Origin of the sequence: Cellulophaga algicola DSM 14237 (assembly GCF_000186265.1) — a bacterium.
GTDB classification, from domain to species: domain Bacteria; phylum Bacteroidota; class Bacteroidia; order Flavobacteriales; family Flavobacteriaceae; genus Cellulophaga; species Cellulophaga algicola.
The window spans coordinates 1,888,495-1,901,840 of the sequence record NC_014934.1; the positions used below are offsets into that span (position 1 = coordinate 1,888,495).

At 34.2% G+C, this 13,346-nt stretch carries 11 protein-coding genes; 2 read left to right on the plus strand and 9 right to left on the minus strand.

Going from position 1 to position 13,346, the window contains the following annotated elements; translation table 11 throughout:
- Positions 1 to 37: 37 nt before the first annotated feature.
- The 4 genes from CELAL_RS08140 to hemA are packed head-to-tail and all read right to left on the minus strand — an operon-like array spanning position 38 to position 5,327.
- Positions 38 to 745: a potassium channel family protein gene (locus tag CELAL_RS08140; protein WP_316928355.1), complete on the minus strand. Its 708-nt coding sequence runs from the start codon at positions 743 to 745 to the stop codon at positions 38 to 40.
- Positions 733 to 2,481 carry a TrkH family potassium uptake protein gene (locus CELAL_RS08145; RefSeq protein ID WP_013550431.1) on the minus strand — a complete coding sequence of 583 codons (1,749 nt, stop codon included), beginning with the start codon at positions 2,479 to 2,481 and terminating at the stop codon, positions 733 to 735. Before CELAL_RS08145 ends, CELAL_RS08140 begins: the two co-directional genes overlap by 13 nt.
- Before the next feature lie 18 nt (positions 2,482 to 2,499).
- Positions 2,500 to 4,074 (minus strand): hydroxymethylbilane synthase, encoded by a 1,575-nt coding sequence (gene hemC, locus CELAL_RS08150; RefSeq protein ID WP_013550432.1) that lies wholly within the window; start codon positions 4,072 to 4,074, stop codon positions 2,500 to 2,502.
- Entirely contained in the window at positions 4,071 to 5,327 is a 1,257-nt protein-coding gene (gene hemA, locus CELAL_RS08155; protein WP_013550433.1) for a glutamyl-tRNA reductase, read from the minus strand. Before hemA ends, hemC begins: the two co-directional genes overlap by 4 nt.
- Before the next feature lie 204 nt (positions 5,328 to 5,531).
- Between hemA and CELAL_RS08160 the strand changes: the two genes are divergently transcribed.
- Positions 5,532 to 6,419 carry a helix-turn-helix transcriptional regulator gene (locus CELAL_RS08160; RefSeq protein WP_041558027.1) on the plus strand — a complete coding sequence of 296 codons (888 nt, stop codon included), beginning with the start codon at positions 5,532 to 5,534 and terminating at the stop codon, positions 6,417 to 6,419.
- An 86-nt stretch (positions 6,420 to 6,505) separates the two neighbouring features.
- Positions 6,506 to 7,300: a ThuA domain-containing protein gene (locus CELAL_RS08165; protein WP_013550435.1), complete on the plus strand. Its 795-nt coding sequence runs from the start codon at positions 6,506 to 6,508 to the stop codon at positions 7,298 to 7,300.
- Between the two features lie 155 nt (positions 7,301 to 7,455).
- Here CELAL_RS08165 and CELAL_RS08170 read toward each other — a convergent pair whose 3' ends face one another.
- The 5 genes from CELAL_RS08170 to CELAL_RS08190 all read right to left on the minus strand — a co-directional run bounded on the left by CELAL_RS08170 (position 7,456) and on the right by CELAL_RS08190 (position 13,337).
- The gene (locus CELAL_RS08170; protein WP_013550436.1) at positions 7,456 to 8,292 is read right to left on the minus strand and encodes an N-acetylmuramoyl-L-alanine amidase-like domain-containing protein; all 837 of its coding nucleotides are present in this window, start codon (positions 8,290 to 8,292) and stop codon (positions 7,456 to 7,458) included.
- A gap of 381 nt (positions 8,293 to 8,673) precedes the next feature.
- Positions 8,674 to 9,504, minus strand: coding sequence for an ATP-binding cassette domain-containing protein (locus CELAL_RS08175; protein WP_013550437.1), 831 nt, complete (start codon positions 9,502 to 9,504; stop codon positions 8,674 to 8,676).
- A gap of 6 nt (positions 9,505 to 9,510) precedes the next feature.
- On the minus strand, positions 9,511 to 10,281 hold the full coding sequence (locus tag CELAL_RS08180; protein ID WP_013550438.1) for an ABC transporter permease: 771 nt from the start codon (positions 10,279 to 10,281) through the stop codon (positions 9,511 to 9,513).
- 85 nt (positions 10,282 to 10,366) lie between these two features.
- Positions 10,367 to 12,181 carry an OmpA family protein gene (locus CELAL_RS21430; protein WP_013550439.1) on the minus strand — a complete coding sequence of 605 codons (1,815 nt, stop codon included), beginning with the start codon at positions 12,179 to 12,181 and terminating at the stop codon, positions 10,367 to 10,369.
- 34 nt (positions 12,182 to 12,215) lie between these two features.
- The gene (locus CELAL_RS08190; protein WP_013550440.1) at positions 12,216 to 13,337 is read right to left on the minus strand and encodes an Asp23/Gls24 family envelope stress response protein; all 1,122 of its coding nucleotides are present in this window, start codon (positions 13,335 to 13,337) and stop codon (positions 12,216 to 12,218) included.
- Between the last annotated feature and the right edge of the window lie 9 nt (positions 13,338 to 13,346).

A 13,346-nucleotide genomic window follows, 5' to 3' on the forward strand; every position in this document is an offset into this window, starting at 1 on the left:
GTTTTTAGAAAGTGCTATAATATAACACATGGTATATTTATTTTAATAAACGCTTGATGTTTTTATCTTTACCGAAAACGACTAAAATATCACCTTTTTGTAATATTGTCTTTGGATCCGGTGTTCCTAGTACATCTTTTTGGGTATATATACTTCCTAAAATATTTTTTTTCTTTTGATGTCTGATAATGGTAACAATATTTAAATCATAATTTTCTCTAAACTTAGATTCCAATATAGAGATGCCTATTAGGTCTTTTGGAACTTCAATTTCTGAAACTAAATGATCTTCATCAACTTCAAAATTATCAATACTCCCATCCAAATTAATAGTTTTTGTGAATTTTTCTGCAAATTCTCGTTCTGGATGTATAATTTGGTCTACACCCATAGCTTGAAGAATGGTATCTTCTATTGGGGATGAAGCGCGCGCAATTATTTTTGCGTTGGTCAATTTTTTTATAATGGCCGTACTCATAATAGCAGTTCCGTTTCTATCGCCTATTGCTATAATTACTAAGTCTGTATTTTTAAGAGGTAGTGAATTATAAACGGATTCTTTTTTTGCATCAAAGGCTACCGCGTGGGCAACTTGATCTTTTATTTGTGTGATTTTTTCAGGATCAATATCTACTGCAATCACCTCATTGTTTGTGTTTGAAAGATTGATAGCGGCTGCCATTCCAAAATTTCCAAGTCCGATAACTATAATTTTCATACGAGCAATTTTGGTTAATTTATTAATATATTTTCTTCAGGGTAACTATAATCTGCCTGACTCACATTTTTCAGTAATCCTATCATTAAGTTTAAAAGACCAATTCTGCCTAAGAACATAAGAATAATAAGTACAATTTTACTGGCACTAGATAAAGATGCTGTGATACCCATGGAGACGCCAACCGTACTAAATGCGGAAAACACCTCAAATGCAATCTGAATTAATGTAAATTCAGGATTAAATATGAGCAAAAATAATATTCCTGTTCCAATACTAGCTAATGAAATGGCCATTATTGCAAATGCTCGGCGTACAGATTGTGCGGCAATTCTTCTAGTACCTATTTCAATGTAAGGCTGGTCTTTCGCAACGAAAAATACATTAAGAGTGGCAATAGCAAAGGTAGTCGTTTTTATACCCCCTCCTGTAGATGCAGGGGAGGCCCCAATCCACATTAAAAAAATCATAAATAATATTCCTGGAATGCTGAAATCTGCATAATCTACCGTGTTAAACCCTGCTGTTCTAGCGGTTACTGATGAAAATAATGCTGTGGTGAGTTTTCCGAACCAAGTGGTATGTTCTAGTAAATTGGTGTGCTTTTCGGAGATTAAAAAAAATCCGGTTCCCGCAACGATTAAAATAAGCGAGGTGTATAAAACAATTTTAGTATTTAATAAAATAACTCTAGAAATAAAAATTTTGTTTTTTGATCTAAAGAGATTGGTCGTAAAGCGTTTTAAATATTGAATAACATTATAGGCAATATGGTACCCTAATCCTCCAAAAATGATAAGTGCCATAACCACCCATTGCAAATAATAATTATGTCTTAGGTTAATGTCATGTAACCCCATTGATTCTAAAGAAAAACCAGCATTACAATAGGCAGATATTGCATGAAATATAGAGAAAAAGATTTGATTGGGTATTTTGTCTACTTCAGGTAAGGAGGTGTAAATTAATAGGGCGCCTAAGAATTCAATAATTAAAGAAAATGCGACTACCTGCATAACTTTTTTCATAATACCGCCTAATTCATCATTATTGCCCATAATATCTTTCATGTAGAGGCTTTCTCTAAAAGAAGATCCAGATTTAAAAAAATAGGCGAAAAATGAGGTAAAGGTGAGCATTCCTAATCCTCCTAATTGAAAAAGAAATAGTATAATAGTTTGTCCAAAAGGAGTAAAGTCTTTAGCGGTGTCAACTACAATTAATCCGGTCACAGATGTTGCGCTTGTTGCTGTAAACAAAGCATCTATAAATGATATTCCATGGAGGGTAGATGCAGGTAGCATTAATAAAAAGGTGCCCCCTAATGCGATAATTGCGAAACTGCCTACAAATAGGATAGCAGGGTTAAAATAAATGGCATATATTTTTCTAACTAGGAAAGAAATCCGAATAAAAAAGTAGATTAAAAGCCCGTACTCAATAACATACCGAACATTGAAAAAACTATCAAAGAGCGAAATTTCAAAATCAGAAATAATCGTTACAATCTCTACGATAACTAGTATGGAGAGGTAGTATAGATTTATCTTAGGGCTAATACTAGATACACGCTGCCTTTTAAAAAGCCGATACTTATAAAGGTTAAATACAATTAATGCTAATACTAATGTGGGCAGTACAATTAATTTATACTGTCTTAAATCTTGATAGTCTTTAAAACCAAAGTCGTAAATTAAAAAGATTACCAAGCCAAGATCTAAAAATAGAACAGCGAGGCTAGATAATCTAACTTTATTCCACATGTGTTAACTAGTCTAAAATTACTCGTAGTCTTTATTAACTAAGTCAATAACAGACTCTAAGGTAGGCATTTTTGAAATATGAACTTTTGAGAAATGTTTTTTAGCCTCCGCAGCAGTAGTATCGCCAATACAATAGGCAATAACGTCTGTTGAGTTTTCTTGAAGGTAGCTTTCTATGGAAGAAGGGCTATAAAATAGTACACCTTTGATAGCGTCATCTATTTTTAAAGGTGATTTCTTCGTGCTATATGCTTCAATTTCTGTAAGTTCAATTTTATGATCGGCTAAAATAGTTGGTAAATCATCCAAGCGTAAGTTGCTACAGAAATAAGTTGCTGTGCTTCCTTCAATGGAGTCTACTAAATAATCGGCTAATTCTTTAGCGCTATTTTCAAAATGGGTTACCTTTCCTATGCGTTTTTCTATTAAACGTTTGGTTTTGCGACCTACGCAATAGATATTTTCAAATTTAAGCTCATCAGGATTAATGCTTGCGATAAGTGCTTCAACAGCATTCTGGCTTGTAATAATTACATTCCTATGCGTTGCTTTTAGCGCCAATCTTGGAATTCTATTTAGGCTAATCTGAATAAAATCTTCTGAGTCTACCGTGATATCAGTATCAAAACGTGCTACTTGTTCTGTAGTCAGTTTTTTGGTAGAATAAACATCTGGTTTTTTTGAAACTCCAGCAATCTCGCTCATGAGTAGCTTTCCGCCACGGCTAAATACGCGTTCTACACAGGCCTCTGCTAAATTTTCATGTTTGCCAAGCTTAGAGGTAAATTCTACTTCTATCCTCTTTTTTCCGTCAACACTAAGTAAAACTCCTTTTAAGCTTACGTTGGTATCTTTTATTATTGCCAATGCTCCAATAGGAGCAGTACAGCCGCCTTCTAAGAGGTTTAAAAATTTACGCTCTAAAGTGGTGCAAATTTCCGTTTCTTTATGGTTTAGTTCAGCACACGCAGTTTTAGAAAATTCATCATCTTCTAGTGCAACTACAACTACTGCGCCCTGTGCAGGAGCTGGAACCATCCACGTTAAACCTATAGTATTTTCAAATTCTAAACCAACACGTTCTAAACCTGCCGCTGCGAAAATTGCGCCATTCCAATCGTTATCTTCTAGTTTATCTGCTCTTGTTTGAACATTGCCCCGTAAGTCTACAACCTCGTGTGTTGGGTATCTGTTAAGCCATTGCGCTTTTCTACGCAAACTACCTGTTGCAATAACGGCTTCTTTTTGACTAAGAAATTCTTCATTATGCTTAAAAGCTAGAATATCCATGTAGTTGCCACGTTTTAAAACGGCAGCTTGTACTATACCTTTAGGTAATACTGTAGGCACATCTTTCATGGAGTGTACAGCAATATCAATTTCGCCTTTAAGCATTGCGATATCTAAGGTCTTAGTAAATACACCCGTAATCCCTAATTCGTGAAGTGGTTTATCTAAAACTAAATCACCCATAGATTTTACAGGTACTAATACCGATTGGTATCCTTGTTCTTTTAATTGTTTTTGTACGGTTCTTGCTTGCCATAGTGCCAGTTCACTATCACGTGTTCCAATGCGGATTATCTTACTCATTTACTTTCTACTTCTAATTGAAACACTTTTTGAATTAATGCCAAACTATTATCTGCATCAATATCATCGCCTTTTAAGTGATTTGCGAATTGTTTGGTTATTTTTTGAATGATACGTTCAGAGACAATATCTGCTTGAACGGAATTAAAATCTGAGAGCTTTTTACTCTGAAAGTTGAGTTCTTCATCTTTCATTACTTTAAGCTTCTTTTTTAATGCTTTTATAACGGGAGCAAATTTTCTGGTTTCTAACCACTGAATAAATTCATCTTTTATTTGCTCAATAATAGCTTCAGCTTCAGGAATAAATTGTTTTCTTTTTTCTAGAGTTTCATCCGTCATTTGTGAAAGATGGTCTAGATGAATTAATGTTACGTTAGGTAACTGTGTAACATCATCAGCTACATTTTTCGGAATAGATAAATCTAAAATTAATAAGGGTTTTTTAGTGTATATTAATTCTTTAGAAATCGTTGGCGTTTGTGCTCCTGTAGCTACTATTAATACATCTGTATTTCTAATTTCAGTTTGTAAATCTCCATAATCTTTTACAATTAAATTAAATTTACCCGCAACCTTCTCTGCCTTATCTTTAGTTCTGTTGATAAGCGTTATGTGTGAGTTTGCGGTGTGTTTAATTAAATTCTCACAAGTATTTCTTCCAATTTTACCTGTTCCAAATAGTAAAATATTCTTATCAGAAATTTCAGGAATATTTCTCATAATGTACTGAACAGAAGCAAAGGAAACCGAGGTTGCTCCAGAAGAAATTTCTGTTTCGTTCTTTATTTTTTTACTTGCTTGTATAACTGAATTACATAAGCGTTCTATAAACGGATTGGCAATTTCTAATTTTTTAGAGCGATTAAAACTTTGACGTAATTGACTAATGATTTCAAAATCGCCTAGAATCTGACTGTCTAATCCTGTACCTACTTTGAATAAATGACTAATAGCATCATTGTTTTTATACACATAAGCTACTTCTTGAAATTCTTCAACGGTACCTAAGGTATTATCGCAGAGTAATTTTATAAGTTGGAAGGGGTGTTGTGCAAAACCATATAATTCGGTTCTATTGCATGTTGATGTTACTAGTAAGCCGTCTATACCTTGAGTCTTAGCTTCAACCAATAAACTATTTATAGCTGATTCGTTTAAACTGAACTTACCGCGTATTTCAGCATCTGCCTTTTTGTAGTTAAGACCAATGGTGTAAAACGAGTTGTGTTTCGAAATATGATAATCTTTCATGAATTCTTTGCAATCGTGAGCAAAAGTACTCCCATGCTTTTGATAAAAGTAACGCTAGCGGAACAAATAGTGTCGTTTCAAGATTTTTAGAACTTTTTTGGATATTTATTATACTATTTAGCTTAATTTTATAGGGAATATAGGACTGTAAACTAATTAATTTAGAATACTTCTAAATTGGATATAAATATAATTTATATGGATATGGATGAAATAAATGACGCTCAAGGTTCATTTGAGGAGGTGTTGATTGACGAAGGTTTTTTTGCACTAAAAATTCAGAATGATGGTGTTGATACTCAAAAAGTTAGCAAGGAAATAGATAGTTCCTTTATTCAATTTCATTTTTGTTTAAAGGGGAGCGCTAAGTTTATTTTTAATGACGGTCGCTATGCTTTAGAAGTGCCAGAAGAGAATTCTCTCTTGTTATATAATACACAAGTAGATCTTCCGCTTAACCTTGAGTTGAGCCCTAATTCTTGGATGGTTTCTGTGGTTATGACTATTCGTAAGTTTCATTCCTTGTTCTCAAAAGAAGCAGATTATATTCCCTTTTTAAATAAAGACAATAAGGATAAGAAATATTATAGTCAAGAGGGTTTTAGTCCGGCTATTGCCGTTATTTTAAGTCAAATGATGAATTATAACTTGCATCCTTCTATAAAAGAACTGTATATAAAAGGAAAAGTCTATGAGCTTATCTCCTTATATTTTAATAAAAGTACAGATGCAGATTTAGAGCAATGTCCTTTTTTAGTGGATGAGGATAATGTGCGGAGAATCCGTAAGGCAAAAGAAATTATTATTGCTCGCATGGCAGAGCCGCCAACTTTAAATGAACTTTCGGATGAAATTGGCTTGCCCATTAAAAAACTCAAAGAAGGTTTTAAGCAAATTTATGGGGATTCTGTGTTTAGTTTCTTATTTGATTATAAAATGGAATATGCGCGTAAAATGTTAGAAAGCGGGCAACACAATGTAAATGAAGTTGGATTAAAGGTGGGGTATAGTACTTCAAGCCATTTTATAGCTGCATTCAAGAAGAAATACGGTACTACGCCTAAGAAATATTTAATGTCATTAGCAGGATAAACACATTTTTACTCTTTTTTGGGTCATTAGTTATAGTCTTATCAGCTATAATTGCCGATATTTAGTTTTTATAAAATCTAAAAGTTATGAAGTCTGTTTTTTCAGGAATATTGTCCTTGTTTGCATTACTAATGCTAAACTCTTGTGGTACTACAAAAGCTGTAGATCAGCAAGTGATACTAAATCATCCAGAACCTCTAAAAATTTCAAAATCTAAGTTAGCAATTTTGAAACCCAAGGTTTTGGTTTTTACTAAAACAGCAGGGTATAGGCATGGTTCTATTGAAAAAGGGGCGGAAACCATTAAAGAACTTGGTGTAGAGAATAATTTTGATGTTGTGGAAACAGCAGATTCACTACAGTTTAATGCTGCTAACCTTAAAAAATACCAATTGGTTGTATTTTTGAGTACTACTCAAGACGTGTTAGGAGATGAGCAACAAACAGCTTTTGAAAATTACATACAAAATGGAGGTAGTTTTTTAGGTGTCCATGCTGCGACAGATACGGAATATGAATGGCCTTGGTATGGGGAGTTAGTTGGTGCATATTTTTTAAATCACCCAAAACAACAACAAGCCACCTTAAATATAATCAACGGAAATCATTCTGCTACACAGCATTTAGACAGTACTTGGAGCCACTTTGATGAGTGGTATAATTTTAAAAATATTAATCCTGATATTAATGTACTGCTTGCGTTAGATGAAACTAGTTATGAAGGCGGTAAGAATGGAGATAATCATCCTATTGCTTGGTTTCATGAATTTGATGGCGGTAGAGCATTTTATACCGGTTTAGGTCATGCCGATGCTGCTTTTGATGATCCTAATTTTAGAAAACATTTATTAGGTGGGATAGAATGGTGTTTGAAGCGATAAGCTGTTCACTTTTTTATAGCATATATAAATTCGGTATGGCAAGCTGTAGCTTGTTATACCGAATTTTATTTTATGGTAAAGGTGTATCTTGATTTTAAGGTGGGTAACTTATTATGCTACTTACTTTAGCATATGAATGTACCTATTCAGTTTTTTTAATTTACGCGAACTACCATAATTCCAGTATTGCTCTTAATCCCTTTTAGATAGTCTACTAATGGTTTTTCTGATATTTTTACTGCACCTGAAGTAGAGGCATGTAATAAATGAATGCGCCCGTCTTGTTCTCTTGTGGCAATTCCGGTATGTGTAATATCTAAACCTTTAATAGAAGTGGTAAGTGCAATAATGTCTCCAGTTTGTATTAGATGCTCATTGGCAGCGATATTGTCTTTTTCAAGGATGCAAAACTCTTGCGTATTTAGGTAGTCTTCTGAAGCCTTTATTTTTTCTAGGTTAGCGTCATCATCTTTTAAAAAAGGATACAGAGTACGATGTGTACTCATAAAATTAATTTCTTTTTGTATTGGTGTTCCGCCAATTTTAGCCGTAATATCTGTAACTAATCCCTTAAACTGATTGTTGGCTATCCACTCCGTAAAATAATGTAAACGTGAGGGATACCCGTTTAATGAGCCATTTTTATACCGAATGGTTTCAAGTTTCTTTGTAAAGTTGTTAAAAGTGGTAGAATCACTTTTTTTAAGCAATGAAAAAGCTAAGACATTTTCTACAAACGTAGTACAATCTAATCCTTCTAAGTCAACAACCAATGTTTCTGTAGTTCCTATTTCTAATGTTTTAGCAACATAAGGAGTTCCTAGAAATGTCTTTCCAATCGCGGCCATCGATGCGCCTATATCATCCTTTTTTAGCGATTTAATTTCTTTTATTTTAATTTCAAAAGCTTCTTTGTTTTGTGGCGAGCAGGTTATTTGTTGCGCAAAACTGAAGTTTATAAATAGTAGTGCTGTAAGAAAAAGTATCTTCATGGTGTATTATAATTGGTTTAAAATAATTGGTCAACATTCCCGAGGCAGAAGCGTATTTGTTTCTTATTGCTTTGATGATCTCTATGGCTTTTGCTTTCCTTCTTGTTTCAAATGTTAAAAACAAACCGCCTGATAAAACCCCTAAAAGTATAAAAATAGCGCTACTCCCTTATACGATTTCTAGTTTCCAATCTGGAATTTTCTTGACTTAATTTAAGATGAAAGCATCGTCTATAGTAGTAATTAAACACACTTTTTTGGTATGGTAGAATAGTAGGCAAAACTTTCGATGTCTACCATATTCGGTTTGTCTTAGATCATTCTTCCTGCTTGTGCTACGATATCCTTAATTTGGCTTAATACAAAGTTTATTGGCCTAAATTATGATTGGAGCATAATGGCTTTTATTTGCTTTACAATGTCTAAATGGCCAAGACCAAATTCTTTCCAAGCCAATCCAATCTCTTTCATGTCAAAGTGCTTTACGATACTTCCGTAGGTCATTTTTTTACCGTCTACTTCAGGATACCCAATAATGTAGATACTATCTGCTAATTCTACCGCCAATTCAATGTCATGGGTAGAGTAGATAATGGTGTTGTATTCATGGCTCTCTGTAATTAATTTAAATGCTTTTTTTACATCTTCAATATTACCAACATCTAAACCAGAAAAAGGTTCGTCTAAGACCATGTAATGACCAGAAGAAAAGATCTGTTCTATAATTGCCGTTCTTTGACGTTGCCCACCAGAAAGTTCACATGGATATTGATCTTTTGCCTTTTCAAGTCCCCATTCTTTTAAATACGTTAAAATTTGTTCGTTTTTAGCTTCTTTAGATATTTCCTTCTTGCGAAGGGCAAACATTAACGCTTCATAAACCGTTTTGTTTCTAAAGAGGGTATACTTCTGGTCTACAAATCCTATATCTCCTTCGTGAACTTCTTTTGCATCGTTTTCAGCATTTGTAGTTGCCGTATCTGCAATCAATACTTTTCCAGAAGTAGGTTTTACTAAGCCTGTTAATGCTTTGAAAAAGGTAGATTTTCCTGTTCCAGATCGTCCAACCACTGCAATTACTTGACCGGTAACTTCACCGGTTCTAATCGTGTCTTTTTCAACAAGGTTAATATCTTTAATGATGGTTTTGTCACCATAAGCAACACTTAGGTTTTCAACGTAGAGTAATGTATTTTCACTGCTGTAATTCATCTCTAATTATATTTTTGAATATCTGAAAAAGCTTTTTCTTAAATAGTTTAATACAAAATCGATAGAAAGACCCAGTGCTAAGATTACAATTTGCAAAGCAATAATTCTACCGTGATTCATAAATTTGTCTGAGTTTTTAATCAAGAAGCCTAAGCCTCCAGCGGCAACCAAAATAGACTCTACAGTAACGAGCATCATCCAAACAATAGCAAGGTTTTGGCGAATAACATCTATAACATAATCTATTCTTCCTTTAACGACTACTTCCCATAAAACTTCCCATCTATTGCAACCTAGAGATCTCGCATGGTCAAATTCTTCTTGCGGAACACTATTCACCATACTTAATAATGATGTGGTTAAATACGTGCTCATAAAAACCACCAAAACCCAAATTTGCATGGTTCTAGCATCACTTATCAAAATAGCTAAATAGAAGGTGATCCCTGTAAGCGGTAAATACCTTAATTTACTTAGTGTTTTGGCTACCGGTTGTATTACAGGAACCGTAGACAAATAGCTAAATGTTAATGAAATGAAGATGGCGATGATTATGGCAGAAAAACAGAGCAGCAGGGAATTTCCGATGTGTACGACCAAACCTTCGTTATAAAGCTCTGAAAAGCCTTGTAATACTTGTTGAGGTGATGGAAATAGATGTCTATCTCCCATGCTTGAAACAAACCAAATTCCGAAAAGTGCTACAATCCAAACAAGGACAATAACAAGATTGGTATTCTTGCTTACATTTTCAAAGGGTGTAAATATATTTTTCATGATGATTACAAGTTAGTATAAACCTAAAACCGCGCCAAAATACTAGTGTAAAATTGGAGCGGTTTTTTGAGTTTTAAAATTTATTTTATTTTAAAAGAACAATAACTACCCTACGGTTTTTAGCTCTTCCAGAATTTGTTGTATTACTTTCAACAGGCTCATCTTCTCCTTTTCCAATAACATTTTGGAAACGTGTTTGTGGTATACCTTTAGTTCTTAAGAAGTTTACTACAGCTTGTGCTCTTCGTTGCGATAAGTCATAGTTAGCTTCGCTAGAACCTGTATCATCCGTATGGCCTTCTAAGCTAAGCTTGGTATCCTCTGCTTGTATTAAAAGGTTGTAAATAGTTTCTAGTGTACTTTGTGATGAGCTAGAGATGTTTGCACTACCCGTATCAAAACTAATATTCCATTCTCCAGAGGCCATAACTTCACTTGCTTCCTTAGAATAATCTGCTTTGTACGCTGTACCAGATTCTATATCATTAATGTTTTTAATGAAATAAAGGTTTACAGCTTCGTCATAAGGAACAATGCGTTTTACAGATTCATTGAAACCGAATGGATTTAATTCTTTTAAATACGTAGATACTTGGTTGTAAACTGCTTTATAACGATTGGTACCATCTGTAATCCCGTAATATTGCATCACATCAGAATAGTTAAAAACTCTTGACCCACCCATGTTGTAATCAATACCGTTTTTGCTTCCTTTCTGACCTTTAAACATATCATACCAGTACTTAGCACTCTCTAAGTCATAAGTGTCTGCAACAGCTTCAGAAGCTCTTACTTGCCACTCATCATACTGTTTCATTTGGTTTGAAGCCGTTAAAGCCGACTTCAATATATTACTTACAATTTGAGGATGTTGTGTAGACCATTCTTTAACCGCGATAACTGTAGTCGCCATTTGGTTGTTAAACTCTTTGGTAGACGCAACATCTGTAAATCCGCTTAACGCATCAAATACCATTTTGTCACCAGGCGTCCATGTAGCACAACCATCAATCTTTTTGTTGATCGTTTTTCCGGTAAGCTTTCCGTTTTTAACCTCTTTTAAAGGAACTGTCCATCCAGATTTTTGAGATTTAATAAGTTCTTCAGCAGATTTTATATAATCATCATCTTGAGAAGGGTAGAAGTTTACCGCTTCAGGATCGTATGTATTAGAATCAGGATTTACTTTCAATCCGTTTGCAAATGCATAGTTTAAGGCAGTCACCCAGTCACCATCTCCTAAAACAGTAGAGATTAAAGCACCTTTCATACTTTTAGGATCTACTTTCCAACTTGGTGGGCCAATTAATTTATCTTCACCATAACTAATACCTACTGCACCTACTACTTGTACGTGGTATTTATCTTTTCCAAATTTATCATCTAATGCTTGTTGCATGGTACTGATGTAAAAAGGAGCACCATCTCCCATCATAATAATAGCAAAAGCACTTTTATCTGCATCAGGGTATTCTTCGCCACGATCAAATTCTTCAACGAATTTCATCTGCATGTTACGCAATTCTGATAACCAATCCTGACGAATAATTTCAAGATTAACGCCATTTTGCTCCATTAAAGAACCTTTAGTTGTTTTAGGCCCTCCATTTGCTACAATAATACCAGACTGTGCATTCCATGCATAAGCAGCAATACGTACTAAAGGTTTATTTTTTACATCGCTAGATGTGCTTGTAGATGGTAATGCTAATTTCGCGGAAGTAATTACATTATTTACTTCATTCTTATCTACATTAAGTTCGTCTAATGTTTTTGCTTCACCAACGCGTAATCCGGGTGCAAAATAATATACAGCACCAAGAATACCACCTAGTAGTACGACTACGATTAATAATTCTGATAAAGTGGTGAGTTTTTTTGTTCGTAAAATCTTACCCATTGTTATTGTGTTTAGTTATTTAGTATTTAAAAAGTTAATCAAACATGTTTCCAAAACCACCACTTTCTTGTTTATCTTCTTGTGTTAGTTTGTAATTTGGATTCTTGTATTTCTTAGAATCAGGAACATAATCTTTCCCGGTTTTAATTTTATCTGCTAAGGTATCTAGTTGAGAATATAACTCATCACTGTCAATATCATATTTGCTAGTCAGCATATCAATATCAGATAAGTTCTCTTGCGTTCTGGCAATGTCCATGGCGATAGTTTCTGTAATAACGTCTAGGGCATATTCTAACTCCCAATCTTTTGTAAAATGCATGGCAGATTTGGCACCTTCTGTAGCTTCTCTTGCAGATTTGGCAAACGCATATTCTTTTTCTAACATTTGAATAGTAACCTCAAAATCTGATATTTTGATGTCTATTGCTGTTCCTGCCAGCGTAAGTTTACGGTCTAGTTTTCCCATGACGTTAGCACGGCTACCATATTTTTGGATAAAACTTTTACTCTGTTCTAGTTGGTGGGTTACACGTTGCGATTCTGATAATTTCTTAGCCAGTGCACTGTGTAATTCTACATACTCATCGGTATCTTTTCCTGCAGAGCCTTTTTCTCCTACCAAACGCTCCATTTCAGTTTTTATCTTCTGTGCTTGTTTTTGTAGGCTAACCACGCGGTCTTGATAATCTTTAGCTTCCTTTTCAGCTTTAAAAGATTCCGCTTCCATGTTGCTTTTTAGAGCTTTTATTTTTGCTTTAGATTCTTTAAAAACTTTACGGTTGGTAAGCATCTTTTGTTTTTGCTCTTGTAGCTCTCCGAAAGGATCGTATTTTATTAACGATTTATGAAGTGCTCTTGTAAGTCTACGCAATCCTTTAAATATAACAGGAAGCATCAGGATAAAGAATACAATAAAAATAGCAACACCAGCTAAGGCAATAATTTGGCCTAATGCAGTAAAAAGTGGTGGTAAAATGTAAACCCATGCGCCATAACCAACAGCAGCAAATAAAGCTAACTTTATGGCGGTATTTAAGCCTTTTTCACCATTTCTCCAATTATTAGGGTTTAAAGAAATTTCGCCCTTTTCGTCATCAAAATGCTTTAAAATAGGTAAGTCTAGTATATGACTTTTTGATTCTTCAGTATTCATTTAAGGGTA

Excerpts from the sequence above, each read along its gene's own strand:
- CELAL_RS08145 (WP_013550431.1), bottom strand. The coding sequence starts at position 2,481 with ATGTGGAATAAAGTTAGATTATCTAGCCTCGCTGTTCTATTTTTAGAT.
- hemC (WP_013550432.1), bottom strand. The coding sequence starts at position 4,074 with ATGAGTAAGATAATCCGCATTGGAACACGTGATAGTGAACTGGCACTA.
- hemA (WP_013550433.1), bottom strand. The coding sequence starts at position 5,327 with ATGAAAGATTATCATATTTCGAAACACAACTCGTTTTACACCATTGGT.
- CELAL_RS08160 (WP_041558027.1), top strand. The coding sequence starts at position 5,532 with ATGGATGAAATAAATGACGCTCAAGGTTCATTTGAGGAGGTGTTGATT.
- CELAL_RS08165 (WP_013550435.1), top strand. The coding sequence starts at position 6,506 with ATGAAGTCTGTTTTTTCAGGAATATTGTCCTTGTTTGCATTACTAATG.
- CELAL_RS08170 (WP_013550436.1), bottom strand. The coding sequence starts at position 8,292 with ATGAAGATACTTTTTCTTACAGCACTACTATTTATAAACTTCAGTTTT.
- CELAL_RS08175 (WP_013550437.1), bottom strand. The coding sequence starts at position 9,504 with ATGAATTACAGCAGTGAAAATACATTACTCTACGTTGAAAACCTAAGT.
- CELAL_RS08180 (WP_013550438.1), bottom strand. The coding sequence starts at position 10,281 with ATGAAAAATATATTTACACCCTTTGAAAATGTAAGCAAGAATACCAAT.
- CELAL_RS21430 (WP_013550439.1), bottom strand. The coding sequence starts at position 12,181 with ATGGGTAAGATTTTACGAACAAAAAAACTCACCACTTTATCAGAATTA.
- CELAL_RS08190 (WP_013550440.1), bottom strand. The coding sequence starts at position 13,337 with ATGAATACTGAAGAATCAAAAAGTCATATACTAGACTTACCTATTTTA.